Genomic DNA, 23,785 nt, shown 5'->3' on the forward strand with positions numbered 1-23,785 from the left:
CCCCTATTTCCTGGGGAGTTTGGAGAATTCGGACATGCGTCAAGACAAGCTCACCACCAAGTTCCAGGAAGCGCTGGGCGACGCCCAGTCGCTGGCGCTGGGCGCCGACAACGCCTACATCGAACCCGTTCACTTGCTGGCCGCCATGCTGCGCCAGCAGGACGGCCCGCGCGCGCTGATCGAGCGCGCCGGGGCCAATGCCACCGGCCTGCTGGCCGCCGCCGAAGAAGGCATCAAGCGCCTGCCGCAAGTGCAAGGCCAGGACCAGATCCAGGTCGGCCCCGAGCTGGTGAAGCTGCTGCAGGCCACCGAGAAGGAATCCATCAAGCGCGGTGACCAGTTCATCGCGGGCGAGTTGTTCCTGCTGGCCGTGCTCGACAGCAAGAACGACGTGGCGCGCATGGCCAAGGAAAACGGCCTGACGCGCAAGTCGCTCGAGGCCGCCATCGACGCGGTGCGCGGCGGGCAGGGCGTGAACAGCGCCGACGCCGAAGGCCAGCGCGAAGCGCTCAAGAAATACACGCTCGACCTCACCGAACGCGCACGCATCGGCAAGCTCGACCCGGTCATCGGCCGCGACGAGGAAATCCGCCGAGCCATCCAGGTGCTTCAGCGCCGCAGCAAGAACAACCCTGTGCTCATCGGCGAACCCGGCGTCGGCAAGACCGCCATCGTCGAAGGTCTGGCGCAGCGCATCGTCTCGGGTGAAGTGCCCGATTCGCTCAAGGGCAAGCGCGTGCTGTCGCTCGACATGGCTGCGCTGCTGGCCGGTGCCAAGTTCCGCGGCGAGTTCGAAGAGCGGCTGAAAACCGTGCTGAATGAACTGGCCAAGGACGAAGGTCAGACCATCGTCTTCATCGACGAGCTGCACACCATGGTGGGCGCCGGCAAGGCCGAAGGCGCGATGGATGCCGGCAACATGCTCAAGCCCGCGCTCGCACGTGGCGAACTGCATTGCGTTGGCGCGACGACGCTCGACGAATACCGCAAGTACATCGAAAAGGACGCCGCGCTGGAGCGCCGCTTCCAGAAGATCCTCGTGGGCGAGCCGAGCGTGGAGGCGACTATCGCCATCCTGCGCGGTCTGCAGGAGAAGTACGAAGTCCACCATGGCGTGGAGATCACCGACCCGGCCATCGTCGCTGCGGCGGAACTCTCCGACCGCTACATCACCGACCGCTTCCTGCCGGACAAGGCGATCGACCTGATCGACGAGGCGGCAGCCAAGATCAAGATCGAGATGGACTCCAAGCCCGAGGTGATGGACCGGCTCGACCGCCGCATCATCCAGCTCAAGATCGAGCGCGAAGCCGTTCGCAAGGAAAAGGACGAAGCCTCGCAGAAGCGCCTGACGCTGATCGAGGAAGAGATCGGCAAGGTCGAGAAGGAGTACGCCGATCTCGACGACATCTGGAAGGCAGAGAAGGCGCAGGCCCAGGGCAGTGCGCACATCAAGGAAGAGATCGATCGCATCAAGTTCCAGATCGAGGAACTCACGCGCAAGGGTGACTTCAACAAGGTCGCCGAATTGCAGTACGGCAAGCTGCCCGAGTTGCAGCGCCGCGAGAAGGAAGCGCAGGCCAAGGAATCCGAAGGTGGTGAGGTCAAGCGCAACCAGCTGATGCGCAACGAAGTCGGGGCGGAGGAAATCGCCGAGGTCGTTTCGCGCGCCACCGGCATTCCGGTCGCGAAGATGCTGCAGGGCGAGCGCGAGAAGCTGCTGCAGATGGAAGACAAGCTGCATGAGCGTGTGGTCGGGCAGGACGAGGCGATCGTCGCCGTGGCCAACGCCATCCGCCGCTCGCGTTCGGGCCTGTCGGACCCGAACCGGCCGACCGGCTCGTTCCTGTTCCTCGGCCCCACCGGCGTGGGCAAGACGGAACTGTGCAAGGCACTGGCTGGCTTCCTGTTCGACAGCGAAGACCACCTCATCCGCATCGACATGAGCGAGTTCATGGAGAAGCATTCGGTCGCACGCCTGATCGGCGCGCCGCCCGGCTACGTGGGCTACGAAGAAGGCGGCTACCTGACGGAAGCGGTTCGCCGCAAGCCGTACAGCGTGGTACTGCTGGACGAAGTCGAGAAGGCGCATCCGGACGTGTTCAACGTGCTGCTGCAGGTGCTGGACGATGGCCGCCTGACCGACGGGCAGGGACGCACCGTGGACTTCAAGAACACCGTGATCGTGATGACCAGCAATATCGGCTCGCCCATCATCCAGTCGATGGTCGGCAAGCCGGCTGAAGAGATCAAGGAAGCGGTGTGGGACGAGCTCAAGAATTACTTCCGCCCCGAGTTCCTGAACCGCATCGACGAGACGGTGGTGTTCCACGCGCTCGACGCGAAGAACATCGAGTCCATCGCGGCCATCCAGCTCAAGGTGCTGCAGGCGCGCCTGGCGAAGATGGACCTGGTGCTGGACGTGTCGCCGGCGGCGCTGGCCGAGATCGCCAAGGTCGGCTTCGACCCGGTGTTCGGCGCGCGGCCGCTCAAGCGGGCCATCCAGCAGCGCATCGAGAACCCGCTGTCGAAACTTTTACTTGAAGGGCGATTCCCACCCAAGAGCGCGATCCCGGTCGATGTCGATCCGGTGCGCGACCCGGGTGTGTTCAAGTTCGACCGTGCCGTCGGCTAAAAGGAGTGCGTTGATTGACTGATCTGTTCGGCAGCCTTGTCCGTTTCACGTTGCGCGTGATCTTCTTCCTGTTCGGGCTGCTGTTCGCTGCGAGCGTGCTGGTGGCCGTGCTGTTCATTGCGGCACTCTGGGGCGTTCGCGCGCTGTGGGCGCGGCTCACGGGGCGACCGGTCACGCCGTGGGTGATGCGGATCGACCCGCGTGCAGGGTTCCGCCGCTACAACGATGTGGCCGCGGGTGCTGAGGCAGAGCCTGAAAAGACCGGCGCCGAGCGCGCGGCAGCCCGCGCGCTGGGGCAGGGCGGTCGGGCGGACGTGGAAGACGCGCAGCCGCGTGAACCGGCAGGCCGCTGACGCAGGCTGTTCCGGCCCGGCGGGCCGGCGACTTCACACAGACTTCACAGAGGACGCATACCGCGTTCCCAACCGGCGGGAAGAATCGCCGGCATGACGCATCTCACCATCCACGGCGGCCGGCCGCTCTCCGGCACCATCGTCCCCTCGGCGAACAAGAACGCCGTGCTGCCCGTGCTCTGCGCGACGCTGCTCACGGACCAGCCCGTCCGGCTGCTCAATGTGCCGGACATCACCGATGTGCGCCGGATCCTGGATATCTTCGCCATGCTGGGCAGCGACGTGGCGATCGACTGGGAGTCCGGCACGCTCGACCTGCACCATCGCGACACGCGTTTCGACCCTGCCGTTCACAGGTTGCCCGAAGCCATGCGCTCGTCCGTCATGCTGGTGCCGCCGCTGCTCGCGCGCTTCGGCCAGGCGCGCATCGAGGCGGACGTGAAGGGCTGCACGCTGGGCGTGCGCGAGATCGATCCGCACATCGAAGTGTTCGAGCGTTTCGGCGCGCAGGTGGTGCGGCATGACGACGCGATCGCCGTGCACGCACCGCGTGGCCTGAAGGCGAATGACCACTGGCTCGACTACGCGTCGGTCACGACCACCGAGAACTTCGTGCTCTGCGCCGCGATGGCTGGCGGCACCTCGTCGCTGACCAATGCCGCCTCCGAGCCGCACGTGCAGGAGTTCTGCCGCTTCATGGCGGCGATCGGGGTGCCGGTGGAGGGCATCGGCACGTCGCGCATCGCGGTGACGGGCGGGGCTGGGCTCACCGGCTGCGAGTTTTGCTTCATCGAAGACTTCCACGAGGTAACGACCTTCCTCGCGCTCGGCGCGATCACCGGCGGACAGGTCCGGGTGAAGAACAGCGCGCCGGCGCAGTTTCCGCTGATCGACCGCACCTTTGCGAAATTCGGCGTGCACGTGCGCCACGAAGACGGCTGGTCCATCGCGACGACGGACGGCTCGCTCGCCGTGCGTCCGCCGTTCACGCAGAACCTGTTGCCCAAGATCGAGGCTGCGCCGTGGCCGTACCTGCCGGTGGATCTGCTGCCGATCTTCATCGCACTCGGCGTGCGTGCGCACGGCAGCGCGATGTTCTGGAACAAGGTGTACGACGGTGCCATGGGGTGGACGAGCGAACTCTCGAAATTCGGCGCACACGTGATGCTGGCCGACCCGCACCGGCTGGTCACCTTCGGTGGACTCAGGCTGTCTCCTGCACGGGTGGAAAGCCCCTACATCATCCGCGTGGCCATCGCGTTGCTCATGGTGGCAGCCAGCACCGAAGGCCGCTCGGAGATCATGAATGCAGACCCGATCCGTCGCGCGCACCCGCGCTTCGTGGAAAACCTGCGTCTGCTGGGCGCGGACATCGCGTGGAAGACGGGCGCAAGCGAAGGCGCGCTCAGGCAATCGCACGCGGCTGGAACGCCCGGGGCGGCTGTCCCATCGCCGACTTGAACATCGCGCTGAATGCGCTTTCGCTGCTGTAGCCGGTAGCCTGTGCGACGTGGCTCACCGGCATGGCGCGTGCGAGCATGGGAAGCGCATGGGCCAGTACGACCTGCTGCCGCCACTGCTGGTAGCTCAGGCCGAGTTCATCGCGGAACAGGCGCGCCATGGTGCGCTCGCTCGCGCCGACATCCGCCGCCCATTCACCGAGCGTGGCGCGCTTTGCGGGTTCCTTCATCACCGCATCGCACAGCGCGCGCAAGCGCTTGTCGCCGGTCAGTGCCGAAGGCAGCGGCACGCCCAGGGCGGGCATGTCGCGCGAGCCCGACTGGCGCAGTTCGTCGAGCACGAGCGAGGTGAGCAGCACCTCGCGCGCGGGCGGCAGCGGTTCGCCGACCGGTGCGTCCAGCGCCTGCACGAGTTCTCGCAGCAGCGGCGTCACTTCGAGCATGCGGCAGCCGTGCCAACCGCCGGGCGTCACAGACTCGTGCATGTACAGCGTGCGGAACTCGGCGGCCTCGATCACCGTGATCGCGTGCAGCGATCGCGGCTCGATCCACACCGCGCGCGACGGCGGGACGATGTAGGTCATTCCGTTATCCCCCGGCCCATCGGGCAGGGCGCTCACCTGCAGGATGCCGCTGGCGCAATACGCCAGTTGCGCCCAGGGGTGACGGTGCGGCTCGAAGTGCGCGTCCATGGGCATCGAGCGGGCGCGCACGCGAACGGGCCGCGCCCGATCGGGTGTGAACGGGTCGGTGTCACCGACCGGCGTGGGGACGGGGTGCAGCTTGCGGGGCATGGCGCTGTTTCATGGTTGGCCGGATTTCGCAGGTGAATGGCGTTCTGTCGCATTCCGGAATTGCATCCCGATACTACGATAGCGTCCATGACAAATACAACAGCCATGAATCTTCCCGGCGGCGTGCCACTGAGACAGGACGCCGGCGTGATCGGCCTCGTCGGCATCGCGCACCTCATCAGTCATTTCAGCCAGCTCCTGCTGCCGCCGCTTTTCCCGTGGCTCAAGACCGAGTTCAACGTGAGCTATGCGGAACTGGGCTTCCTCATGACCGTGTTTTTCGTCGTCTCCTGCGCGGTGCAGGCGGCGTCGGGCTTCCTGGTGGACAGGATGGGCCCGCGTCCGATCCTCTTCGCAGGCCTGGCACTGCTGGGGCTGGCCGCTTTCGGCTTCGCGGCGAGCACGAGCTACTGGATGCTCACGCTGTTCGTCGTGGTCGCAGGCCTGGGCAATGGGGTGTTCCATCCGGTGGACTACACCCTCATCAACCGCAAGGTCAGCAGTCCGCGCCTGGGGCACGCGTACAGTTTCCATGGCATCACGGGCAGCCTGGGCTGGGCGCTCGCGCCTGCGTTGCTGGTGCCGGTCGCCATTGCCTATTCTTGGCGCGCGGCCCTCGTGGTCGCCGGCGTGCTGGCATTCGTGGTGCTGGCGGTGCTGCTGTTCCACCGCGAGAAGCTCGACCTGCCGGCCGGCGTTGCAAGCACGAAGAAGCAGGCCGCCACCACGGGCGCGAGCAACTTCGGCTTTCTCTCGATTCCCGCCGTGTGGATGTGTTTCTCGTTCTTCTTCTTTTATGCGGCGGCACTGAGCATCGTCCAGACCTTCGCGCCGCAGGCAGCGGCCCAGTTGCATTCGGTCGATCCACGGCTGGTGGCCATGTGCCTCACGGTCTACATGGTTGCGAGTGCCGGCGGCATGGTGCTCGGCGGGTTCCTCGCGGCCAATCCGGAGCGGTGCGAGCGCGTGGTGGGCATCGGATTCGGGCTCGCGTCGATGCTGGCCCTCGTGATGGGCTTCGGTACGTTCTCCGGCGTGTTCGTGCCTGTGCTGTTCGGCATGATGGGCTTCTGCGTCGGCATCTCGGGCCCGTCGCGCGACCTGATCGTCAAACGGTCCACGCCCGACAACGCGTCAGGCCGTGTCTACGGCGTGGTGTATTCGGGTCTGGACATCGGCCAGGCCATCGCCCCACTGGTCTTCGGGCCGATGATGGACCATGGCCAGTACACCGGCATCTGGATCGGCCTTGCGGCGGTGCAGGGCGTGCTCATCGTCAGCGCATTCAACGTGCGCAAGGCACGGCGCACCGAGCTGCAGCCGGCCTGATGCGCCCGACACCGGTCCCGTGGATTCGCTGACCCTCATCCTCGTCGTCGGCGCCGCAGCGGCCGGCTTCGTGCAAGGGCTGTCGGGCTTCGCGTTCGGCCTGGTCGCCATGTCTTTCTGGGCGTGGACGGTACCGCCCCAGCTCGCAGCGGTGATGGCGGTGTTCGGCGCGCTCACGGGGCAGACGCTGGCCGCCGTCACCGTGCGGCGCGGCTTCAACCTGACGTTGCTCTGGCCCTTTCTCGCCGGCGGGCTGGTGGGTGTGCCCATCGGCGTGTGGCTGCTGCCGATGCTCGACGTGCAGGTGTTCAAGGCCTGTCTCGGCCTGCTGCTGGTGACCTGGTGCCCGGTGATGCTGATGACCGCCCACCTGCCAGCCGTGAAGTTCGGCGGCCGCTGGATGGATTCAGTGGCCGGCTGGTGCGGCGGAATCATGGGCGGCATCGGCGGTTTCGCCGGTGCGATCCCCACGCTCTGGTGCACCTTGCGCCGCATGCCCAAGGACACGCAGCGCGCGGTGATCCAGAACTTCAATCTGGCGGTCCTGATCGTCGCCTTCGCCATGCAGATCGGCGCGGGCCTCGTCACACGCGACATGCTGCCGTACTTCGCGTGGGTCGCTCCTGCAATGCTGATCCCCACGCTGCTCGGCGCGCGCCTTTACATCGGCATCAGCGAAGCCACGTTCCGCAAGATCGTGCTCGGCCTGCTGACGGCATCGGGCGTGGCCTTGCTGGCCTCGTCCGTGCCGGCCTTGCTCAACCACTGACCAGTTCGCGCAGGCTGTGGACCGTCTGCACGACGGCACGTGCCGCTTCCGTGCCCTTGATGCCGAAGTGGCGGTGGAAATACTTGCGGTGCTCCACATGTTCGTGGAAGTGGTGCGGCGTGAGCACCGCGGACATCACGGGTAGGTCCGTCTCGAGTTGCACGGTCATCAGCGCCTGCACGACCGTCTGCGCGACGAACTCGTGGCGGTAGATGCCGCCGTCCACCACCAGGGCGCAGGCGACGATGGCCGCATATCGCCCCGTCTTCGCGAGCCGCCGTGCATGCAGCGGGATCTCGAACGCGCCGGGCACGCGAACGATGTCGATCGCGTCTTCGGCGACGCCGTAACGTGCCATTTCAGCGATGAACGCCAAGCGCGCCTGTTGCACGATGTCGGCATGCCAGCAGGCCTCGACGAACGCGAAGCGCAGGTCACCCGGCAGGGAAGGAAGGATGTGGATGGGATCGTCCGCTTCGGTGCTGGACGTGAACGTGGAGTAGTCGGTCTGACTCATGGTTGCCTTTCAAAGCAAGGGTTTCCAGAAATCAGGGGTGCACGAGCCGGCGGCACGATGCCGCACGCGCGCAGGCCAGAAAAGCCCGGTCGTGCGGCATCGAAGCCGTCTGTTCGCGCTCTCTTTCATCCGGACTGTGACCGTCGGCCCCGGAGTCACACCGGGTCTGCTGACCCCGGTACCTGGCGGCACCGGGCGCTCGCGGGCTCATGCGAATGGCTTCCTGCGAAGCCGCCGCCATCACCGCCGGTGGGGAGTTTCACCCCGCCCTGAGAACGCTTGTGTGGCAGGCGCTTTGAAGACGCCTGCCACGGCGGCATTCTAGGCGGGCCGGCAAAAGCTTGCCGTCGCATGGGTTACCACCGCCGTCCAGGCAGCCCTCTGAGATACTGCCCGCCATGCACACGTACATCGCCCGCCGCACGGCAATCTCCGCTCTCGTCGCCATCGCCTTCGCGGTCGTCCCATTTGCCACGCAGGCGCAGGTCATGGACGAAGTCCCTTTCATCACCACGCCCGACAACGTGACCATGGAAATGCTGAAGACCGCCAACGTCGGCCCGAAGGATCACGTCATCGATCTCGGCTCGGGTGACGGTCGCATCGTCATCACGGCGGCGCGCCAGTTCGGCGCGAGCGGGCTGGGCGTGGAACTTGTGCCCGACCTCGTGGCGAAGAGCCGCGACAACGCACGCCGCGCCGGCGTCGCGCAGAAGACAGAGTTCCGCGTGCAGGACATCTTCGACACCGACCTGTCGGCGGGCACGGTGATCACCATGTACCTGCTGCCCGAGGTGAACCTGCAACTGCGGCCGCGCCTGCTGCGCATGGCGCCGGGCACGCGTCTCGTCTCGCACGACTGGGACATGGGTGACTGGCAGCCCGACCGCACGACACGCGTGGACGTGCCGGACAAGAAAGTCGGCCTCGAGAAATTCAGCCGTGTGCACCTGTGGATGGTGCCTGCGCCGGTGGACGGCTTGTGGTGTTCCGGTGCGACGCGGCTGCATTTCCAGCAGAAGTACCAGAACTACGACGCGCGCATCGAGGGCGGCGCTGCAGTGGCGCAGTCATGGGCAGGGCGCATTTCGGGCGTCGATCTGCCCGCGCCGGTGGGTGGACCCATGCGTCCGTCGTTCACGTGGCGCGACGGGGGACTGGACGTGAAGACGAGCACTGCAGGACTGGCCAGCGGCACGCGGTTCACGCGCGCCACCGGCAACGCGTGCCCGGCCTGAGTCCGGTCTGGACCGCGGCGTGCAGCGTCACACCACGCTGCGATGGCGCTCGACGCAGGTGTCCAGCACTTCCTCGCCCGGGCGCTTCCACCAGTCGAGTTCGGAGAAGATTTCCACTTCGCTGAAGCCCGCGTAACCAGCGGCCTCGACCCATCCGCGTACCTTGCGCAACTCGACCACGCCGTCGCCCATCATTCCGCGGTCGGACAGCAGGTCGCGCGTGGGCGTGAGCCAGTCGCAGACGTGATACGCCAGCAGGCGCTCCTTGCCTGCACGCGCGATCTGCTGTTCGAGCTTCGGGTCCCACCACACGTGATAGATATCGAGCGCGACGCCGAGTGCGCCTGAGCGCTTCGGGTCGAGTTCATCGCACACGTCGAGTGCATGCTCCAGCGTGTTGATGCAGGCCCGGTCGGCCGCCTGCATCGGGTGCAGCGGTTCGATGGCCAGCGGCATGCCGACTTCATGCGCGTATTCCAGCGAGGCCGCGATGCCATCGCGCACCTCGGTGCGTGCGCGGGCGATGTCCTTGTACGCGGCTTTGCCTTCGAGCGCGCCGGGCAGGGCGCCCACGACGAGCACGAGGCAGGCCGCGTCGAGCGTCTTCGCTTCGTCGATGGCGCGGCGGTTGTCGTCCAATGCGGCTTGCCTGCCGGCTGCATCGGCAGCGGGGAAGAATCCGCCACGGCAATAGCCCGAGAGGCCGATCTCATGCGCCTTCAACTGCCGGCGCACGTTGTCGATGCCTGCGGCTGCCACCTGATCGCGCCAGGGGCTGATGGCGCGGATGTTGCGCTTCGCGCATTCGTCAATGATTTGCGGCAGGTCCCATTGCCTGCGCACGGTGGCCGTGTTGATGGACAACCATTCGTGCCCGGTCGAGAAATCACGCATCCGCGTTCAACCTTCCACGCCGTGCAGCGCCAGCATCGTCTTCATGCGCGTGACTGCCAGATCGGGCTGTGCGAGCAGGTTGGCTTCGTCGGCCAGTCGGAACAGTTCGGCGAAGTGCACCAGGCTGCGCGTGCTCTGCTGGCCACCCACCATGGTGAAGTGCTTCTGCTGTCCGTTGAGCCACGCCATGAACACGACGCCCGTCTTGTAGAAGCGCGTGGGCGCACGGAAGATGTGACGCGACAGCGGTACCGTCGGGCCGAGGATCTCGTGGAACTTCTCCGTATCGCCGACCGACAGCGCGCCGAGCGCGGCGCTGGCCGCAGGTGCAATGGCGTCGAAGATGCCGAGCAGTGCATCGCTCTGACCATGCGTCGCAGCCGTGCCGTGGCCGTCTCCGGCGATCAGTTCGGCGTAGTTGAAGTCGTCGCCGGTGTACATGCGCACGCCCTGGCCGTCGATACCACCTGTCACGGGCAGGCGGCGGCGCATCGAGATCTCCTTGTCCTTGTCGAGCAGCGAGATCTTGATGCCGTCCACCTTGTCGGGATGCGCCGCGATGATGCCGACAGCCGTGTCCATGGCCGCATCGACATCCGGTGTGCCCCAGTAGCCTGCGAGTGCGGGGTCGAACATGTCGCCCAGCCAGTGCAGCACCACGGGCTGCTTCGCCTGGCTCAGGATGCGGTCGTACACGCGTTCGTAGTCGGCGGGGCTCTTCGCCACACGGGCGAGGGCGCGGCTGGCCATGATGATCAGTTTGCCGCCGAGCTTCTCGATGGCTTCCATCTGCTCTTCGTACGCGCGAATCACCTGGTCCACGCTCGTCACCGATTCGGGCGCGAGGTGATCGGTACCGCAGCCCGACGCCACCTGCGCGCCCGGCACGTCACGCGCTGCGTCGAGCGAGCGGCGGATGAGCTCGAGCGACGTGGGCCAGTCCAGCCCCATGCCGCGCTGTGCGGTGTCCATCGCCTCGGCCACACCCAGGCCCAGCGACCAAAGGTAGCGGCGATAGGCGATGGTGGTGTCCCAGTCCACGGCACATTGCAGCCACGGGTCGATGGCAGCGAGCGGGTCGGCCACGACGTGAGCGGCAGAGTATGCGATGCGGTTGAACTTCACGCCGCGCGCGGGCTGCACGGGCGCACTGCCCTTGAGCGTGTAGCGGGCGAGCTTGCCCGACGAGTCAGGCAGGTTGAGCGACAGAGCCATTTCCGGAAACCTTCAGATCTTGAGAGCGGGCACGTCGATCCAGCGGCGTTCCTTCCAGCTGTCGAGCGCGGCTTCGACCAGCTGCACACCCTTGGCGCCTTCGGGCAGCGTCCACTTGTACGGCGCGTCTTCCACCACGTGGCGGATGAAGGCTTCCCACTGGATCTTGAAGCCGTTGTCGTAGACCTGCGAGTCAGGGATTTCCTGCCACTGGTCGAAGAAGTTCATCGTCTGCTTCTCGTCCGGGTTCCACACCGGGCGTGGCGTGGCAACGCGCGACTGTGCGCGGCAGCTCGACAGCCCTGCGACGGCGGAGCCATCGGTGCCGTCCACATGGAACGTGACCAGATCATCACGGCGCACGCGCGTGGCCCAACTCATGTTCAGTTGCGCGATGACCGGCTCGCCGTTGTGGCCGGTGAGTTCGCAGGTGGCATACGCTGCATCGTCGGCGGTGGCCGTGTAGGGCTTGCCCGCTTCGTCCCAGCGCGTGGGGATGTGCGTAGCGCCCAGGCACGAGACCGACTTCACTTCGCCGAACAGGTTGTCCAGCACGTAGCGCCAGTGGCACATCATGTCCAGGATCATGCCGCCGCCGTCTTCCGAGCGGTAGTTCCAGCTCGGTCGCTGGATCGGTTGCAGGTCACCTTCAAATACCCAGTAGCCGAACTCCAGGCGCACGCTGAGCATGCGGCCGAAGAAGCCGGCGCGGCGCAGCATGTCCAGCTTGCGCAGCCCGGGCAGGAACAGCTTGTCCTGCACGGCACCGTGCTTGATGCCATGCTTGGCCTTCGCTTCTTCCGCCAGGTGCGCAATTTCCACCGCTTCGTTGAGGTTGGTGGCGATCGGCTTCTCGCAGTACACGTGCTTGCCGGCGCGGATGGCTTTTGCCAGCAGCGTCGGGCGCATCTGCGTGGTGCCCGCGTCGAAGAACACCGTGTCGCTCTTGTTGGCCAGCGCGGCGTCGAGGTCGGTGCCCCAGCGCTCGATGCCATGCGCGCGTGCCAGTGCCTCGATCTTCTCGGCATTGCGGCCGATGAGGATGGGGTCGGGCATCACCTTGTCGCCGTTGGAAAGCGTCACGCCGCCTTGCTTGCGGATCGCGACGATGGAGCGGATCAGATGCTGGTTCATGCCCATGCGTCCGGTGACGCCGTGCATGATGAGCCCGAGTTTTTGCGTGGCCATGGGAGAGGTGTTCCTTTCAGTTCTGCACTTGCAGGCCGGCGGCCTTCACGAGTGCGGCGTTGCTCTTGATTTCGTCCTTGATGTAGGCGTCGAACTGCTCGGGCTTGAGCGTCCATGCGTCGGCGCCGAGCTTCATGAAGCGCTCTTTCACTTCGGGTGTGGCCAGGGCCTTCACGACTTCGTCGTGCAGGCGGTTCACGATCTCGCGCGGCGTCTTGGCCGGGGCCATCATGCCGATCCAGAAGTTGAATTCGGAGCCGGGCACGCCGGACTCGGCGGTGGTCGGCACGTCGGGCAGGGCGCTGGCGCGGCGTGGCGAACCCACGGCCAGGGCGGTCAGTTGGCCGTCCTTGATCTGGCCGATGACCGGGGCGATGGGCGAGAAGTAGTAGTCCACGCGGCCGGAGAGCACTTCGGTCACGGCTTCAGCCGAGCCCTTGAACGGGATGTTCTGCGCATCGATCTGCGCGGCCATCTTGAACTTCTCGGCGTTCAGGTGCGTGGCGCTGCCCTGTCCGGCGGAAGCGAAGTTGAGCTTGCCCGGATTGGCCTTGCCGAAAGCGACGAGCTGCTGCAGCGTCCTGATGTTCTTGGAGGGCGAGATCACCAGCACGTTCGGCGTGGAGGAGATCGGCGTCACGCCAGCGAAGTCGGTGATGGTGTCGAATGGCAGCTTGGCGAACGTGGACGGGCTCACCGTGTGCGACGACGAGTGGATCATGATCGTGTAGCCATCAGGCGCAGCCGTGGCCACGGCCTGCTGGCCGATGGTGCCGCTCGCGCCGCCACGGTTGTCCACCACGATGGACTGGCCCATGCTCTGGCCCATCTTGTCGGTGATGGCGCGCGCGATGATGTCCGTCGTGCTGCCGGCAGCGAAGGGAACGATCACGCGGATCGGCTTGTTGGGGTAGCTGCCCTGGGCGTGCGCGGACATGGACGTGGCGACGGCCAATGCCGCCAGCGCGGCAATACGGGTGAATTTCATGCTTGTCTCCGGTTTATCTGGGTTCGATGGTTAATTCACCATCAAGTGAATTGAGATGAATTCTAGTACACGGGATTGCGCAGTCAATCTGCCGACTCAAGGAGAGGATTGGTGAAAACCCTGCAGCAAGGCCTGTCCTGCTTAGGGGCTGCGAAGCATTTATTCACCAATTGGTGAATATTTCAGACAATTGGCTGGAGGCTGTCCCAGTGCGGTGCGGCGGACGACGCAAAGCCCGGGACGTGCAGCGACGCCAGCGACAAGCGACCGTCGGCGACGGCCAGGCGTGGCTTGCCGGTCTGGCTGTAGAAGCCGTGGAACGCGCGTGCGAAGGCTTGCGACTCTGCTTCCGGCGCGATGCCGAAGCCGTCGACGTAGTGATGTCCGTTGCGTTCGATGTGCGTCACGCCCAGGCTCGACGCGAGCAGCGTGTCCTGCTGCACGGCGAGGCCGGCCTGGCAGGTGAGGTCTTCACCGGAGAGCAGGAGCTTTGCTGGCTCCTTCGCCACGCGCGCCGCGCTGTGCAGCGAGCGGTAGATGCCCTTGCAGGCCTTGCTCGAGATGCCGCTGTAGCCGAGCGCAAGGCCTTCCTCGAACGCTTCGGGATGGTCGTCGGATTCGTCCAGGATCACGGGCACGCGGATGCCGAGTGAACGGATGGATTCCCGGAGTGCGACGGAGCGGGCCAGCGGCTGTTCCAGCAGCAGCGTGCGCGACAGCAGTTCGCGCAGTGACTTCTCCGGGACGATGGCATTCCAGAACGCACCCAGCGACGCCGCGTCGGTGAAGGTCTCATTGCCGTCGAGCGTGACCCGGTAGTCGCCTGCCTGCTCGTCCAGCAACTCGGCGATCTGCGTCAGCCGCTCGACGTCGGCCTCGTGCTTGCCGCTGAGCTTGAGCTTGAAGTGGTGGAGTCCGTAGCGGCGGATGGCAGCCTCGAGCGTCGCAGGCAGACCATCCTGCGGCAGCTCATTCGAGCTGCCTTCACGCAGGATGTCGGCCAGCCCCACGGTGTGGCGCAACGTGACGTGACTGGCGGCCTTCAAGTCGATATGCGGGGACCAGGGGTCGCCCAGCACGCCTGCGCTCACGCCATCCACCCACGAGTGGCCGGTGGCGTGCAGTGCGGCGTCGGCCACGGCCTTGTCCAGCTGCGCGGTGCCGAACTGGGCGACGAGACGGGGCAGACCGCGCGACATGGCCTGTGCGATGGCGGCTTCGCCGGCCTGCTGTGCCAGTTGCCAGGGCGACAGGCTGTCCTGCTGCGTATGCGCGAGGTACGACTCACGCGCGATGCGCAGGGCTTCGCGCAACTGCTCGAAGTTCTGCTCGTGCGTGAGCGCGGGCGACTTGTCGAACCACTTGGGCACCATGAGCTCGGCGGTGATGCCTTCGGTGCGATGTCCGTCGACATCGGCATGGATGCGTACGAAAGCCTGGGGGCACCGCGTGACGGTGGCCGCGCCGAAGCGGAACGGCAGCCGCTGCGTGACGGGGCGTTCGTACAGTTCGATGGCGCGGATGCGCAAGGTCGGCGCGGTCATGTCAGGGTCTCGAGGATGCCGCGCACGTGGCCGGCCGAATAGGCCGCACAGCCGAGCGGGTCTGGGTGGTAGTCGAAAGGTTCGATGGCGATCCAGCCCTTGTAGCCGGCGGCCTTCAGCGCTCGCAGGGGTTCGGCGACGGGCGTGTCGCCCTGGCCGGGGCCGCGCCGGTTGCGGTCGTTGACCTGTACGTGCGCGAGATGGCCGCTGGCGAGAAAGCGCGAGATCAGGCGGTCCGAAGCTTCGGTTTCGGATTGCGCCGCCGCGCTCAGGTCGATCATGGTCCGCATGGCGGAAGAGCCGATGCGGTCGACGACGGCCGCTGCCTCCGCCACGGTGTTGATGACGTTCGTCTCCGCGCGGGACAGCGGCTCGATGCAATAGACCACGCCAGCCGCAGCTGCATGTGGCGCGAGCGCTGCCCAACCCGATTCGACACGTGCAAGCGCGTCCTGAAGGCTCATGCCCGGCATCGGGTTGCGCTGGTTCGGCGATCCGTGCACCAGCACCTGCGCGCCGCAGGCCGCGGCGAAGTCGATCATCTGGCGCAGGAAGTCCACGGTGCGGCGCTGCAGCGCGTCGTCCGGCGTGGAAAGCGACAGGCCTTCCGGCTTCACCAGCAGCCAGTGAAGGCTCGAGATGACAAGTCCATGGGCAGCAGCGGTGTCGCGGAATCGCTTCGCATCGGCTTCCGTGAGCGAGCGCGGGTCATCAGCCAGCGTGAACGGTGCCAGTTCCAGCCCCTGGCAGCCGAGCGCTGCTGCCACGCGGCATTGCTCGTCGAATGGCAGATGCCGCAGCACCTCATTGCACAGCGAGAGCTTCATCCTGCGACAGCCTTGCGCGCGCGCGCGGCTCGTTGCGCGCGGTGCATGCTGTACAGCTTCCAGCCGATGGTGCCGAAGATGAGCGCGGCGACCGCGGCCGAGATGGGGCGCGTGAAGAACGGCGTGAGGTCACCGTCCGACAGCACCAGCGCGCGGCGCAGGTTCTTCTCGAGCAGGTCGCCCAGCACGATGCCCAGCACCAGTGGCGCCATCGGGTAGCCATAGTGCCGCAGGAAGAAACCCAGCACGCCGAAGAACAGCATCACGTACACGTCGAACATGCGGCCGGCGATGGCGAAGCTGCCGACCACGCACAGCACGAAGACGATCGGCACGATGAGGTGCTGCGGCACGCGCAGCACTTGCACCAGCAACTTTGTGAGCACGATGCCGTAGATCAGGATGCCGATGGTGGCGAACAGCATCATGGCCACCACGTCGTAGACGAACTGCGGGTTCTCCACCATGATCATCGGCCCGGGCTTCACACCGTGGATGATCATCGCGGCCATCAGCACGGCAGCAGGTGCCGAGCCCGGGATCGCGAGCGTGAGCACCGGAATCATGGCGCCCGGAACGCAGGCGTTGTCGCCCGTCTCTGCGGCCATCAGTCCCTCGATCGAGCCCTTGCCGAACTTTTCCTTTTCCTTGCTCGCCCGCTTGGCGGCGGCGTAGGACGACCACGCGGCCACGTCCTCGCCAACACCGGGAACGATGCCCACGCCCGTGCCGATGAGGCCCGAGCGCAGGATGGTGCGCCAGTACTGCAGAACGTCTTTCACGCGCGGGATCACGGTGTCGAACGCGCTGATTTTCACGGGGGCCTGACGTTCTTTCATGGCCGTGAGCAGTTCCGCGAAACCGAACGCCCCGACGAGAGCAGGCACCAGCTGGATGCCCCCGGCGAGATCGCGCACGCCCCATGAGAAGCGTTCGTAGGCATATTGCGCTTCCTGACCGATCGTGGCGATGAAGATGCCCGCGATGCCCGCGATCCATCCCTTGAGCGGATCGTCGCCGGTGAGCGTGCCGGCGATCAGCACGCCGAAGAGTGCGAGCCAGAAGAACTCGTAGGCACCGAACTTCAGCGCCATGTTGCCCAGCACGGGTGTGAAACCGGCCAAGAAGAACATGCCGATGAGCGTGCCCATCACCGAGCCGGTGGTGGCGATGCCCATGGCGCGGCCCGCCATGCCCTGGCGCGCCAGCGCGTAGCCGTCCAGGCACGAGGCGGCCGACGCCGGGGTACCGGGAATGTTCAGCAGGATGGCCGAACGCGAGCCGCCGTAGATGGCGCCGACGTAGGTGCAGATCAGGATCAGCAGCGCTTCGTTGGGCTGGAGCTTGAGCGTGAGCGTGGTCACCAGCGCGAGTGACATCGTGGCTGTGAGGCCGGGCAGGGCGCCCATCACAACGCCGACCAGCGACGAGAGCAGGGCGTAGAAGATGACCGCAGGCGTGCTGAACGCAGCGATCGAGTGGCCGAAGGCGATCAGACCGTCAAACATGGCGTCGTCCTCCGTTCAGGGCAGCCGCACGAGGAAGACGTCCTCGAAGACCAGGTCGACCGTGACCGCAGTGGCCAGTCCCGCCATCACCGCAGCGATGATGCGCTTGCGCGGTGTCACGCCTTCCGGGGTGAACAGCCAGACGAACGCGGCGACGAAGACCGCAGTGGCGCCGATGAAGTGCACGCGCCCGATCAGCAGGCATGCGTAGACCAGGCAGAGGGCCAGTGTGTACGCCGTGCGCCGGTTGATCAGCGCAGCGGGCGGGATGGCGTCGCCGGCTTGGGCTGCTTCGCTTTTGCGCCTGCCCAGGCCGCGCATGATCAGGATGACACCCAGCAGCATCAGCACACAGCCGATCAGCCCGGGCATGAAGCCCGGCATGGTGTAGAGCGTCGCGCCCATCTGCGTGAACCGGTCCATCCGCAGGGATTCGACCAGGACCAATGCCCCGAAAACAATCCAGCCCGCTCCGCCAATGATGTCGGAGCGGGCAGTCTTACCACCCTCGCTCATGTTCTTCGCTTTGCTCTGAGTTGTACTGCTGGTGCCTGCGTCAGGGCTTCGGGATACCGATGGTGTCGGGCGACACCTTGGCCTTGCCGGCGGCCTGCTGCACCCACGCGTAGGACTGGATGGCCGGCATCACGAGCTTCTGCGCTTCGTCGCCGGACTGGCCGGCGAACATCGCGCCGCGGCTTTCCGCATACTTCTTCAGCGCGTCGCCCTTGGCGATCTGCTCGGCCCAGATCTTGTTGAGCGTCTGCGTCACTTCGGCGGGAACACCCTTCGGAACGAACAGGCCGAAGTAGTTGATCGGGTCCTTGAAGCCGGGCACGAACTGCGACAGCGGCGGGATGGTGCCATAGCCTTCGATGGTCAGCGGCTTGTCGCTCACCACGGCCAGCGGACGGATCTTCTTGGCGCGGATCATGTCGGTCTGCTCAGCGGCCAGCTGCGTGGTGACCTGCGTTTCGCCTGACAGCGTGGACACCACGGCGGGGTTGCCGCCGTCATAGGTGACGTGCTTGTAGCTCGTGCCGGTTGCGCGTGCGATGGCCTCGATGGCGGAGTGGCCGCTCGAATTCACACCCGCAGTGGCGACGCTGATGGTGCCCGGCTTGGCCTTCATGGCGTCGAGCAGTTCGGTCATCGTCTTGTAGGGCGTGTCGGCGTTCACACCGACCACCGAGACGTGCGCCACGGTGAGGTAGAGGTTCCAGTCGCTGATGGACGTGTCCAGCATGCCGAGCACCTTGTAGGTGCCCAGGTCCTTGGCCGCGCCAGCGGTCCAGGTGTAGCCGTCTTTCGGCGCTTCCACGGCGTTCTTGGTGCCGACCGAGCCGGACGCACCGGGCTGGTTCATCACCACGACCTTCTGGCCCAGGTGCTTCTCCACCTCGGCAGCGGCCACACGGGTGACCTGGTCGGTGGAGCCGCCTGCGGCCCAGGGCACGATCAAGGTGATCGGGCGGGTGGGTTTCCACTGGGCGAAAGCGCCGGTAGCGGCGACGGAAAGCAGGGCCGCAGTCAGCAGACCGCGAACTTTGAAAGCATGAGTCATGGCGTTGTCTCCTCGTTTAATTCACTATCAAGTGAATTCTGCGGGGACTGCCGCCTGTGGGTCAATGCGCGCCGGCGCTCAGCTTCTCAGGACATACCCTAGGATCACGTCGCACATGTGCGAGAGGCGCTCGTGTCTCGCCTTGGGTGTCATCAGGTCGCGGCCGAAGATGGCCGAGAGCGTGTAGTTGTTGGACAGGTAGAAGTACGCCATGCCGGCGATGGATACGTACAGCTGCAGCGCGTCGATGCCGCCGCGGAAAAGGCCTTCGGCGCGCCCGCGTTCGAGGATCTCGGCCAGTGTCTCGATGAGCGGCGAATTCATTTCCCTGGCGCGCGACGAGCGAACGACATGGCGGCCCTGGTGCAGGTTCTCGCTGTTGAGCAGGGTGAGGAACTCGGGGTTGGCGAGGTAATAGTCCCACGTGAATTCGGTGAGCCGGCGGATGGCCTGGGCGGGCGCCATGTCGCGCAGGTGCAGTTGCGCTTCGGCCTCGCGGATGTGGCGGTACGCATGTTCCAGCACGGCAAGGAACAGGTCGTCCTTGCTGCTGAAGTAATAGTAGATCAGCCGCTTGTTCACCTCGGCGCGCTCGGCGATGCGGTCCACACGGGCGCCGGCCAGGCCGTAGCGGGCGAACTCGTCGCGCGCGGCGAGCAGGATCGCGGCCTGCGAGCGGTCTGCATCGCGGCCACGAGGTTCCGGCTGGGGTGTTTTCTTGGGGGCCATCGTGGGATCTTGTTGCGCTGAAGTTAACTGTTTGGTGAATTAATACAAGCGGGACGACCCGCAGGGCAGGATCATCGGCGCAATCTGCAGATAATGAATCAACTCCGTACTCGTGCATCATGACTCAACAACTCGCGGGCCATCTGCTGGTCGAATGTATTGCAGCCCAGGGCGTGACCCATGCATTCGGCGTGCCGGGCGAAAGCTTCCTCAGCGTGCTCGACGGCTTTCATTCGTACGCCGACCGCATCCGCTTCATCACGTGCAGGCAAGAGGGCGGGGCGGCCTTCATGGCAGAGGCCGTCGGCAAGCTCACGGGCCGGCCGGGCGTCTGCTTCGTGACGCGCGGCCCCGGTGCGACCAATGCGTCCATTGGCATCCACACCGCGTGGCAGGACTCCACGCCCCTGGTGCTGTTCGTGGGCGATGTGGCCAGCGACACGCGCGATCGTGAAGCCTTCCAGGAAGTGGACTTCGCCGCGTTCTTCGGCCCTTCCACCAAGGGCATGGCCAAGCGCGTGGAACGCATCGACGATGCCCGCCGCATCCCCGAGTACGTGGCGCGCGCCTTCGCAACGGCGATGAACGGACGCCCCGGCCCGGTGGTGGTCGTGCTGCCCGAAGACATGCTCACGCAGCCGGTGGACGTCGAACCGATGCCGCGCATCGACGCCGTGCAGGCCTGGAGCGATCCGGGCTCGCTGCGCAGCCTGCGCGCGATGCTTCTCGCTTCGCAGCGCCCCATCGTCATCGCTGGCGGTGGCGGCTGGACGCCGCAGGCCGCGCAGGCGCTGCAGCGCTTTGCAGAGAACTGGCAGTTGCCGGTTGCCAATGCCTTCCGGTTCCAGGACACGTTCGACAACCACCATCCGCTGTATGCGGGCGACGTGGGTATCGGCATCAATCCGCGGCTTGCGCAGCGCATCAAGGACAGCGACCTTGTCATCGCGCTCGGCCCGCGGCTTGGCGAGATGACCACGGGCGGCTATACGTTGCTCGAAGCGCCTCGACCGAAGCAGAAGCTCGTGCACGTGCATGCGGGCGCGGAAGAACTCGGTCGCGTGTACCAGGCCGATCTCGCGATCCATGCGACGATGAATGCGGCTGCGCGTTCGCTCGAAGTGCTGACAGCGCCGCCGTCCGTGCCCTGGGCCGACTGGGCCGCGCAGGTCCATGCCGATTACGAGGCGAACCTGGTGCCGCAACCGCTGCCGGGCGACATCGACATGCCCGCCATCGTCGCTGTTTTGCAGAGGCACCTGCCGCAGGATGCCGTGCTCACCAACGGCGCAGGCAACTTCGCGAGCTGGATCCACCGCTTCTTCAGGCATCACGGGCTCGCGAAAGGGTTGAAGACGCAGCTTGCTCCGACCTCCGGAGCGATGGGTTACGGCGTGCCTGCCGCGATCGGCGCGTCCATCGCAACAGGTCGCACGGCCTTCACGATTGCAGGGGACGGTGATTTCCTCATGAACGGGCAGGAGCTCGCGACGGCTGTTCAGCACGGTGGAAAGAGCATCGTGCTGCTGCTCAACAACGGCATGTACGGCACCATCCGCATGCATCAGGAGCGCGAGTATCCGGAGCGCATCAGCGCAACGCACCTGCAGAACCCGGATTTCGCGGCGCTTGCACGTGCCTACGGTTACGACGGTGTGCGCATGACGCGCACTGAAGAATTCGAGCCGCTGCTGCTTGCCGCGCTCGCGCGCCCCAACGGCACGCTGATCGAGGCCGTGTTCGATCCGGAAGTGATCACCACGCGCGGCACGCTCAGCGCGATCCGCCAGGCGGCGCTCGACAAGCGGAAATGAAAAAGGCCGGCATGGAGCCGGCCTTTGATTTCGCGAGGTACCGGGGTACCGGAACGCGAATTACTTGACGTGCTTGCCGATCAGGCCAGCCATCTCGAACATCGAGACCTGTGCCTTGCCGAAGACTTCCTTCAGCTTTGCGTCGGCGTTCACGAGGCGCTTGTTGGCCTTGTCTTGCAGACCGTTCTTCTTGATGTACGTCCACAGCTTGCTGACCACTTCGGTGCGGGGCAGCGGAGCCGAGCCGACTACTGCGGCCAGTGCCGGGCTGGGGGTCAGCGGCTTCATGAATGCAGCGTTGGGGGTGCGCTTCTTCTTGGGAGCAGCAGCCTTCTTCGCCGGAGCCTTCTTGGCGGGAGCAGCCTTCTTCGCCGGCGCGGCCTTCTTTGCAGGAGCCTTCTTCGCCGGAGCGGCCTTCTTCGCCGGAGCCTTCTTGGCGGGAGCAGCCTTCTTCGCCGGTGCAGCCTTCTTGGCAGCGGGTTTCTTCGCTGCAGCTTTCTTCGCAGTTGCCATGGTTGAATTTCCTTCTAGAAGTTGATTGATCACCAGCGAAATACTGCTTCTCTCCACTGGCAGTGCGGATGCTATAGGAGAAAAAACGCGTTTCCAAGCGGAAAACGCAATTTTTCACTCTGTCGTGTTGTTTTTTTCGCGTTCGTTTCAACGTGTTTTTCCCTCTGAAAACGCGCGGGAAGCCGGTACCGCGTGGTGCCTTGCGCGTTGCCTGCCATGAGGCATGTACGCATCCTGTGTGTCGCAGTGGGTCGCAGGTGTTCATCCGGCGTGGGAGCTATCGTCATCAACATCGCGCCACGACACGGAAATCCGGCGCGCGAAGAGTGCACTCAGTGACGGGTGGGCAACGTGGCGAGCACCACGCCAGCGAGCGCAGCAGCGAACGCCAGGCCCTGCAGCAGCGACAGGCTCTCGCCCAGGGCGATGACGCCGACAAGCGCCGCACTGACCGGCAGCATGACCGTGAACACACCCGCCTGCGATGCCGGTACCGCACGCAGACCTGTCATCCAGAGCCAGGCCGTCCAGACGCTGGCGGCAAGCCCATAGAACACGAGCAGCACCCAGATGCTCACGTGCACCGAATGGAAGTCGAAGTGCCAGGCTGCGTAGGCACCCAGAGGCGTCATGAGCACCAGGCCCCAGAGGTTGATGATGGACGTGATGCGCTTGGGGCCGAGCACGCCGGTGAGCTTCTTCGCGATGACGGCATAGATGGCTTCGCAGGCCACGGCTGCAAAGATCAGCAGGTTGCCCAGCCATGATGTGCTGTCGCCAGGCGCTGCATCGTGCTGCGGCTTCGCCAGGCCGAGCAACCCGATGCCGACGACCGCACAGACGATGGCCGCCCAGATGCGCAGGCCGATGCGTTCACGCAGCAGCAGCCAGCTCAGCACCGCCACCACGGCAGGCATGGATGCCATGATCACGCCTGCCGATACCGCTGACGTCATGCTCACGCCGAACAGCATGAAGATGGAGAAGAGGAAGTTGCCGAACAACGATTCGAGGAAGAGCAGTTTGCGCACGCCGGGTGAAAGCGGTGGCTCGCCAGCCGGCTTCGGCAACCAGCGCACCATGGCGATGGCACCGATGCCGAAGCGCAGCCATGCGAGCAGGAAGATCGGGAAAGCCAGCGCCAGTGGCTTGGACAGTGCGACGTAGCTGCCGACCAGCGACATGCTCAACGCGAGGCATCCATAGGCGAGCAGTCGGCGGGGATGTGCGGATGTCCCGTCAGGAGCAGGCGAGGGATTCACTAGACTCGGTGCAGAAATTTCTCGAAGAACCGATCATGCCTGAAGCCCCCCTTGAAGCAGCCGCTGCCCGCCGTCATGTCTTCGTCTATGGAACGCTGCGCCGCGGCGATGACAACGACATCAACCGCTTGAAGCCCGCGCCTGTTTTCATCGGTATGGGGCGCATTGGCGGAACGATGTACCACTTGGGGCGCTATCCCGGCGTGACATTGGGTGGACAGGGCTTTGTGGAGGGTGAGGTGTATGCGGTGACGCCAGAACTCGAGCGCGTGCTCGACGAGATCGAGGAGCTGTACCCGCAACAGACCAACGAGTACTTCAAGCGCGACATCGATGTTGAGGTAGGTGGCGTGTCCGTCGCCTGCTTCGTCTATGAGATCAATCCGGACCGTGTGGACGGAAGGCCGGTCATTCCGGGTGGCGACTGGGTGCGCGACCGTTATCTTTGAGGCGATCCCATCCTGCATTTCACAGGCGTCAGGCCCATTCCGTAATGCGGAAGGGCGCAATGCTGCGCCGCGCCATTTTTTCTCAATGCAAGAAAAATCATTTCATGATGAGAAAAATAAAAATAGATCATTGATTTAATTGGATTTATTTTTAGTCTTTTATAAGACATAAGAGCTTCGCAGGTCTTCTATAAG

Annotated in this window: 21 protein-coding genes, 1 pseudogene and 1 riboswitch; of the genes and pseudogenes, 8 read left to right on the forward strand and 14 right to left on the reverse strand. The window is 65.2% G+C overall.

What is annotated here, in order from left to right; all coding sequences use genetic code 11:
- Positions 1-34: 34 nt before the first annotated feature.
- From clpB to ACO2Q9_RS09235, 3 genes and pseudogenes are all read left to right on the forward strand, one after another.
- Positions 35-2,635, forward strand: coding sequence for an ATP-dependent chaperone ClpB (gene clpB, locus ACO2Q9_RS09225; protein ID WP_423310494.1), 2,601 nt, complete (start codon positions 35-37; stop codon positions 2,633-2,635).
- Positions 2,636-2,649: 14 nt separating this feature from the next.
- Entirely contained in the window at positions 2,650-2,988 is a 339-nt protein-coding gene (locus ACO2Q9_RS09230; RefSeq protein WP_423310496.1) for a hypothetical protein, read from the forward strand.
- Positions 2,989-3,081: 93 nt separating this feature from the next.
- A pseudogene (locus ACO2Q9_RS09235) lies at positions 3,082-4,377 on the forward strand (UDP-N-acetylglucosamine 1-carboxyvinyltransferase); the annotation flags it as partial.
- Positions 4,378-4,393: 16 nt separating this feature from the next.
- Here ACO2Q9_RS09235 and ACO2Q9_RS09240 read toward each other — a convergent pair.
- Positions 4,394-5,242: an AraC family transcriptional regulator gene (locus ACO2Q9_RS09240; protein ID WP_423310498.1), complete on the reverse strand. Its 849-nt coding sequence runs from the start codon at positions 5,240-5,242 to the stop codon at positions 4,394-4,396.
- Between the two features lie 87 nt (positions 5,243-5,329).
- Between ACO2Q9_RS09240 and ACO2Q9_RS09245 the strand changes: the two genes are divergently transcribed.
- Together ACO2Q9_RS09245 and ACO2Q9_RS09250 are read left to right on the forward strand one after the other, a co-directional pair.
- Positions 5,330-6,571: an MFS transporter gene (locus ACO2Q9_RS09245; protein ID WP_423310500.1), complete on the forward strand. Its 1,242-nt coding sequence runs from the start codon at positions 5,330-5,332 to the stop codon at positions 6,569-6,571.
- 19 nt (positions 6,572-6,590) lie between these two features.
- Complete coding sequence (locus ACO2Q9_RS09250; RefSeq protein ID WP_423310502.1) at positions 6,591-7,340, forward strand: sulfite exporter TauE/SafE family protein; 750 nt, start codon at positions 6,591-6,593, stop codon at positions 7,338-7,340.
- Here the strand turns inward: ACO2Q9_RS09250 and ACO2Q9_RS09255 are convergent.
- Positions 7,330-7,857, reverse strand: a complete 528-nt coding sequence (locus ACO2Q9_RS09255) for a 6,7-dimethyl-8-ribityllumazine synthase (protein ID WP_423310504.1) — start codon at positions 7,855-7,857, stop codon at positions 7,330-7,332. The genes ACO2Q9_RS09250 and ACO2Q9_RS09255 overlap by 11 nt on opposite strands.
- Before the next feature lie 113 nt (positions 7,858-7,970).
- Positions 7,971-8,138: riboswitch (FMN riboswitch) on the reverse strand.
- A gap of 117 nt (positions 8,139-8,255) precedes the next feature.
- Here ACO2Q9_RS09255 and ACO2Q9_RS09260 point away from each other — a divergent pair.
- A complete protein-coding gene (locus ACO2Q9_RS09260) occupies positions 8,256-9,095 on the forward strand; it encodes an SAM-dependent methyltransferase (RefSeq protein WP_423310506.1) in 840 nt (279 codons plus the stop codon).
- 27 nt (positions 9,096-9,122) lie between these two features.
- Here the strand turns inward: ACO2Q9_RS09260 and ACO2Q9_RS09265 are convergent, their stop codons facing one another.
- The 10 genes from ACO2Q9_RS09265 to ACO2Q9_RS09310 all read right to left on the reverse strand — a co-directional run bounded on the left by ACO2Q9_RS09265 (position 9,123) and on the right by ACO2Q9_RS09310 (position 19,552).
- Positions 9,123-9,989 carry a sugar phosphate isomerase/epimerase family protein gene (locus tag ACO2Q9_RS09265; protein WP_423310508.1) on the reverse strand — a complete coding sequence of 289 codons (867 nt, stop codon included), beginning with the start codon at positions 9,987-9,989 and terminating at the stop codon, positions 9,123-9,125.
- A gap of 6 nt (positions 9,990-9,995) precedes the next feature.
- The gene (locus ACO2Q9_RS09270) at positions 9,996-11,204 is read right to left on the reverse strand and encodes a dihydrodipicolinate synthase family protein (RefSeq protein ID WP_423310510.1); all 1,209 of its coding nucleotides are present in this window, start codon (positions 11,202-11,204) and stop codon (positions 9,996-9,998) included.
- Between the two features lie 12 nt (positions 11,205-11,216).
- A complete protein-coding gene (locus ACO2Q9_RS09275; protein ID WP_423310512.1) occupies positions 11,217-12,392 on the reverse strand; it encodes a Gfo/Idh/MocA family protein in 1,176 nt (391 codons plus the stop codon).
- A gap of 16 nt (positions 12,393-12,408) precedes the next feature.
- Positions 12,409-13,380, reverse strand: a complete 972-nt coding sequence (locus ACO2Q9_RS09280; RefSeq protein WP_423310514.1) for a tripartite tricarboxylate transporter substrate binding protein — start codon at positions 13,378-13,380, stop codon at positions 12,409-12,411.
- A gap of 182 nt (positions 13,381-13,562) precedes the next feature.
- Complete coding sequence (locus ACO2Q9_RS09285) at positions 13,563-14,924, reverse strand: hypothetical protein (RefSeq protein ID WP_423310516.1); 1,362 nt, start codon at positions 14,922-14,924, stop codon at positions 13,563-13,565.
- Positions 14,921-15,751, reverse strand: a complete 831-nt coding sequence (locus ACO2Q9_RS09290; RefSeq protein WP_423310518.1) for a sugar phosphate isomerase/epimerase family protein — start codon at positions 15,749-15,751, stop codon at positions 14,921-14,923. Before ACO2Q9_RS09290 ends, ACO2Q9_RS09285 begins: the two co-directional genes overlap by 4 nt.
- On the reverse strand, positions 15,748-17,259 hold the full coding sequence (locus ACO2Q9_RS09295) for a tripartite tricarboxylate transporter permease (RefSeq protein WP_423310520.1): 1,512 nt from the start codon (positions 17,257-17,259) through the stop codon (positions 15,748-15,750). The genes ACO2Q9_RS09290 and ACO2Q9_RS09295 overlap by 4 nt, the downstream gene beginning before the upstream one ends.
- A 15-nt stretch (positions 17,260-17,274) precedes the next feature.
- Complete coding sequence (locus ACO2Q9_RS09300) at positions 17,275-17,775, reverse strand: tripartite tricarboxylate transporter TctB family protein (protein WP_423310522.1); 501 nt, start codon at positions 17,773-17,775, stop codon at positions 17,275-17,277.
- Between the two features lie 40 nt (positions 17,776-17,815).
- Complete coding sequence (locus tag ACO2Q9_RS09305; protein ID WP_423310524.1) at positions 17,816-18,823, reverse strand: Bug family tripartite tricarboxylate transporter substrate binding protein; 1,008 nt, start codon at positions 18,821-18,823, stop codon at positions 17,816-17,818.
- Positions 18,824-18,901: 78 nt separating this feature from the next.
- The gene (locus ACO2Q9_RS09310; protein WP_423310526.1) at positions 18,902-19,552 is read right to left on the reverse strand and encodes a TetR/AcrR family transcriptional regulator; all 651 of its coding nucleotides are present in this window, start codon (positions 19,550-19,552) and stop codon (positions 18,902-18,904) included.
- 119 nt (positions 19,553-19,671) lie between these two features.
- On the opposite strand from ACO2Q9_RS09310, the gene ACO2Q9_RS09315 reads away from it, so the two are divergent.
- The gene (locus ACO2Q9_RS09315; RefSeq protein ID WP_423310528.1) at positions 19,672-21,366 is read left to right on the forward strand and encodes a thiamine pyrophosphate-binding protein; all 1,695 of its coding nucleotides are present in this window, start codon (positions 19,672-19,674) and stop codon (positions 21,364-21,366) included.
- A 60-nt stretch (positions 21,367-21,426) separates the two neighbouring features.
- Here ACO2Q9_RS09315 and ACO2Q9_RS09320 read toward each other — a convergent pair whose 3' ends face one another.
- Positions 21,427-21,879, reverse strand: a complete 453-nt coding sequence (locus ACO2Q9_RS09320; protein WP_423310530.1) for an SWIB/MDM2 domain-containing protein — start codon at positions 21,877-21,879, stop codon at positions 21,427-21,429.
- Positions 21,880-22,211: 332 nt separating this feature from the next.
- Entirely contained in the window at positions 22,212-23,069 is an 858-nt protein-coding gene (locus ACO2Q9_RS09325; protein WP_423310532.1) for a DMT family transporter, read from the reverse strand.
- 80 nt (positions 23,070-23,149) lie between these two features.
- Between ACO2Q9_RS09325 and ACO2Q9_RS09330 the strand changes: the two genes are divergently transcribed.
- Complete coding sequence (locus ACO2Q9_RS09330) at positions 23,150-23,590, forward strand: gamma-glutamylcyclotransferase family protein (protein WP_423310534.1); 441 nt, start codon at positions 23,150-23,152, stop codon at positions 23,588-23,590.
- Positions 23,591-23,785: the final 195 nt, after the last annotated feature.

The organism is Variovorax sp. VNK109 (assembly GCF_049445855.1).
Classification (GTDB): domain Bacteria; phylum Pseudomonadota; class Gammaproteobacteria; order Burkholderiales; family Burkholderiaceae_C; genus JAGOCV01.

What these genes read in the sequence shown, in the direction of transcription:
- clpB (WP_423310494.1), top strand. Translation starts at nt 35, where the DNA reads ATGCGTCAAGACAAGCTCACCACCAAGTTCCAGGAAGCGCTGGGCGAC.
- ACO2Q9_RS09240 (WP_423310498.1), bottom strand. Translation starts at nt 5,242, where the DNA reads ATGCCCCGCAAGCTGCACCCCGTCCCCACGCCGGTCGGTGACACCGAC.
- ACO2Q9_RS09245 (WP_423310500.1), top strand. Translation starts at nt 5,330, where the DNA reads ATGACAAATACAACAGCCATGAATCTTCCCGGCGGCGTGCCACTGAGA.
- ACO2Q9_RS09255 (WP_423310504.1), bottom strand. Translation starts at nt 7,857, where the DNA reads ATGAGTCAGACCGACTACTCCACGTTCACGTCCAGCACCGAAGCGGAC.
- ACO2Q9_RS09260 (WP_423310506.1), top strand. Translation starts at nt 8,256, where the DNA reads ATGCACACGTACATCGCCCGCCGCACGGCAATCTCCGCTCTCGTCGCC.
- ACO2Q9_RS09265 (WP_423310508.1), bottom strand. Translation starts at nt 9,989, where the DNA reads ATGCGTGATTTCTCGACCGGGCACGAATGGTTGTCCATCAACACGGCC.
- ACO2Q9_RS09270 (WP_423310510.1), bottom strand. Translation starts at nt 11,204, where the DNA reads ATGGCTCTGTCGCTCAACCTGCCTGACTCGTCGGGCAAGCTCGCCCGC.
- ACO2Q9_RS09275 (WP_423310512.1), bottom strand. Translation starts at nt 12,392, where the DNA reads ATGGCCACGCAAAAACTCGGGCTCATCATGCACGGCGTCACCGGACGC.
- ACO2Q9_RS09280 (WP_423310514.1), bottom strand. Translation starts at nt 13,380, where the DNA reads ATGAAATTCACCCGTATTGCCGCGCTGGCGGCATTGGCCGTCGCCACG.
- ACO2Q9_RS09285 (WP_423310516.1), bottom strand. Translation starts at nt 14,924, where the DNA reads ATGACCGCGCCGACCTTGCGCATCCGCGCCATCGAACTGTACGAACGC.
- ACO2Q9_RS09290 (WP_423310518.1), bottom strand. Translation starts at nt 15,751, where the DNA reads ATGAAGCTCTCGCTGTGCAATGAGGTGCTGCGGCATCTGCCATTCGAC.
- ACO2Q9_RS09295 (WP_423310520.1), bottom strand. Translation starts at nt 17,259, where the DNA reads ATGTTTGACGGTCTGATCGCCTTCGGCCACTCGATCGCTGCGTTCAGC.
- ACO2Q9_RS09300 (WP_423310522.1), bottom strand. Translation starts at nt 17,775, where the DNA reads ATGAGCGAGGGTGGTAAGACTGCCCGCTCCGACATCATTGGCGGAGCG.
- ACO2Q9_RS09305 (WP_423310524.1), bottom strand. Translation starts at nt 18,823, where the DNA reads ATGACTCATGCTTTCAAAGTTCGCGGTCTGCTGACTGCGGCCCTGCTT.
- ACO2Q9_RS09310 (WP_423310526.1), bottom strand. Translation starts at nt 19,552, where the DNA reads ATGGCCCCCAAGAAAACACCCCAGCCGGAACCTCGTGGCCGCGATGCA.
- ACO2Q9_RS09315 (WP_423310528.1), top strand. Translation starts at nt 19,672, where the DNA reads ATGACTCAACAACTCGCGGGCCATCTGCTGGTCGAATGTATTGCAGCC.
- ACO2Q9_RS09320 (WP_423310530.1), bottom strand. Translation starts at nt 21,879, where the DNA reads ATGGCAACTGCGAAGAAAGCTGCAGCGAAGAAACCCGCTGCCAAGAAG.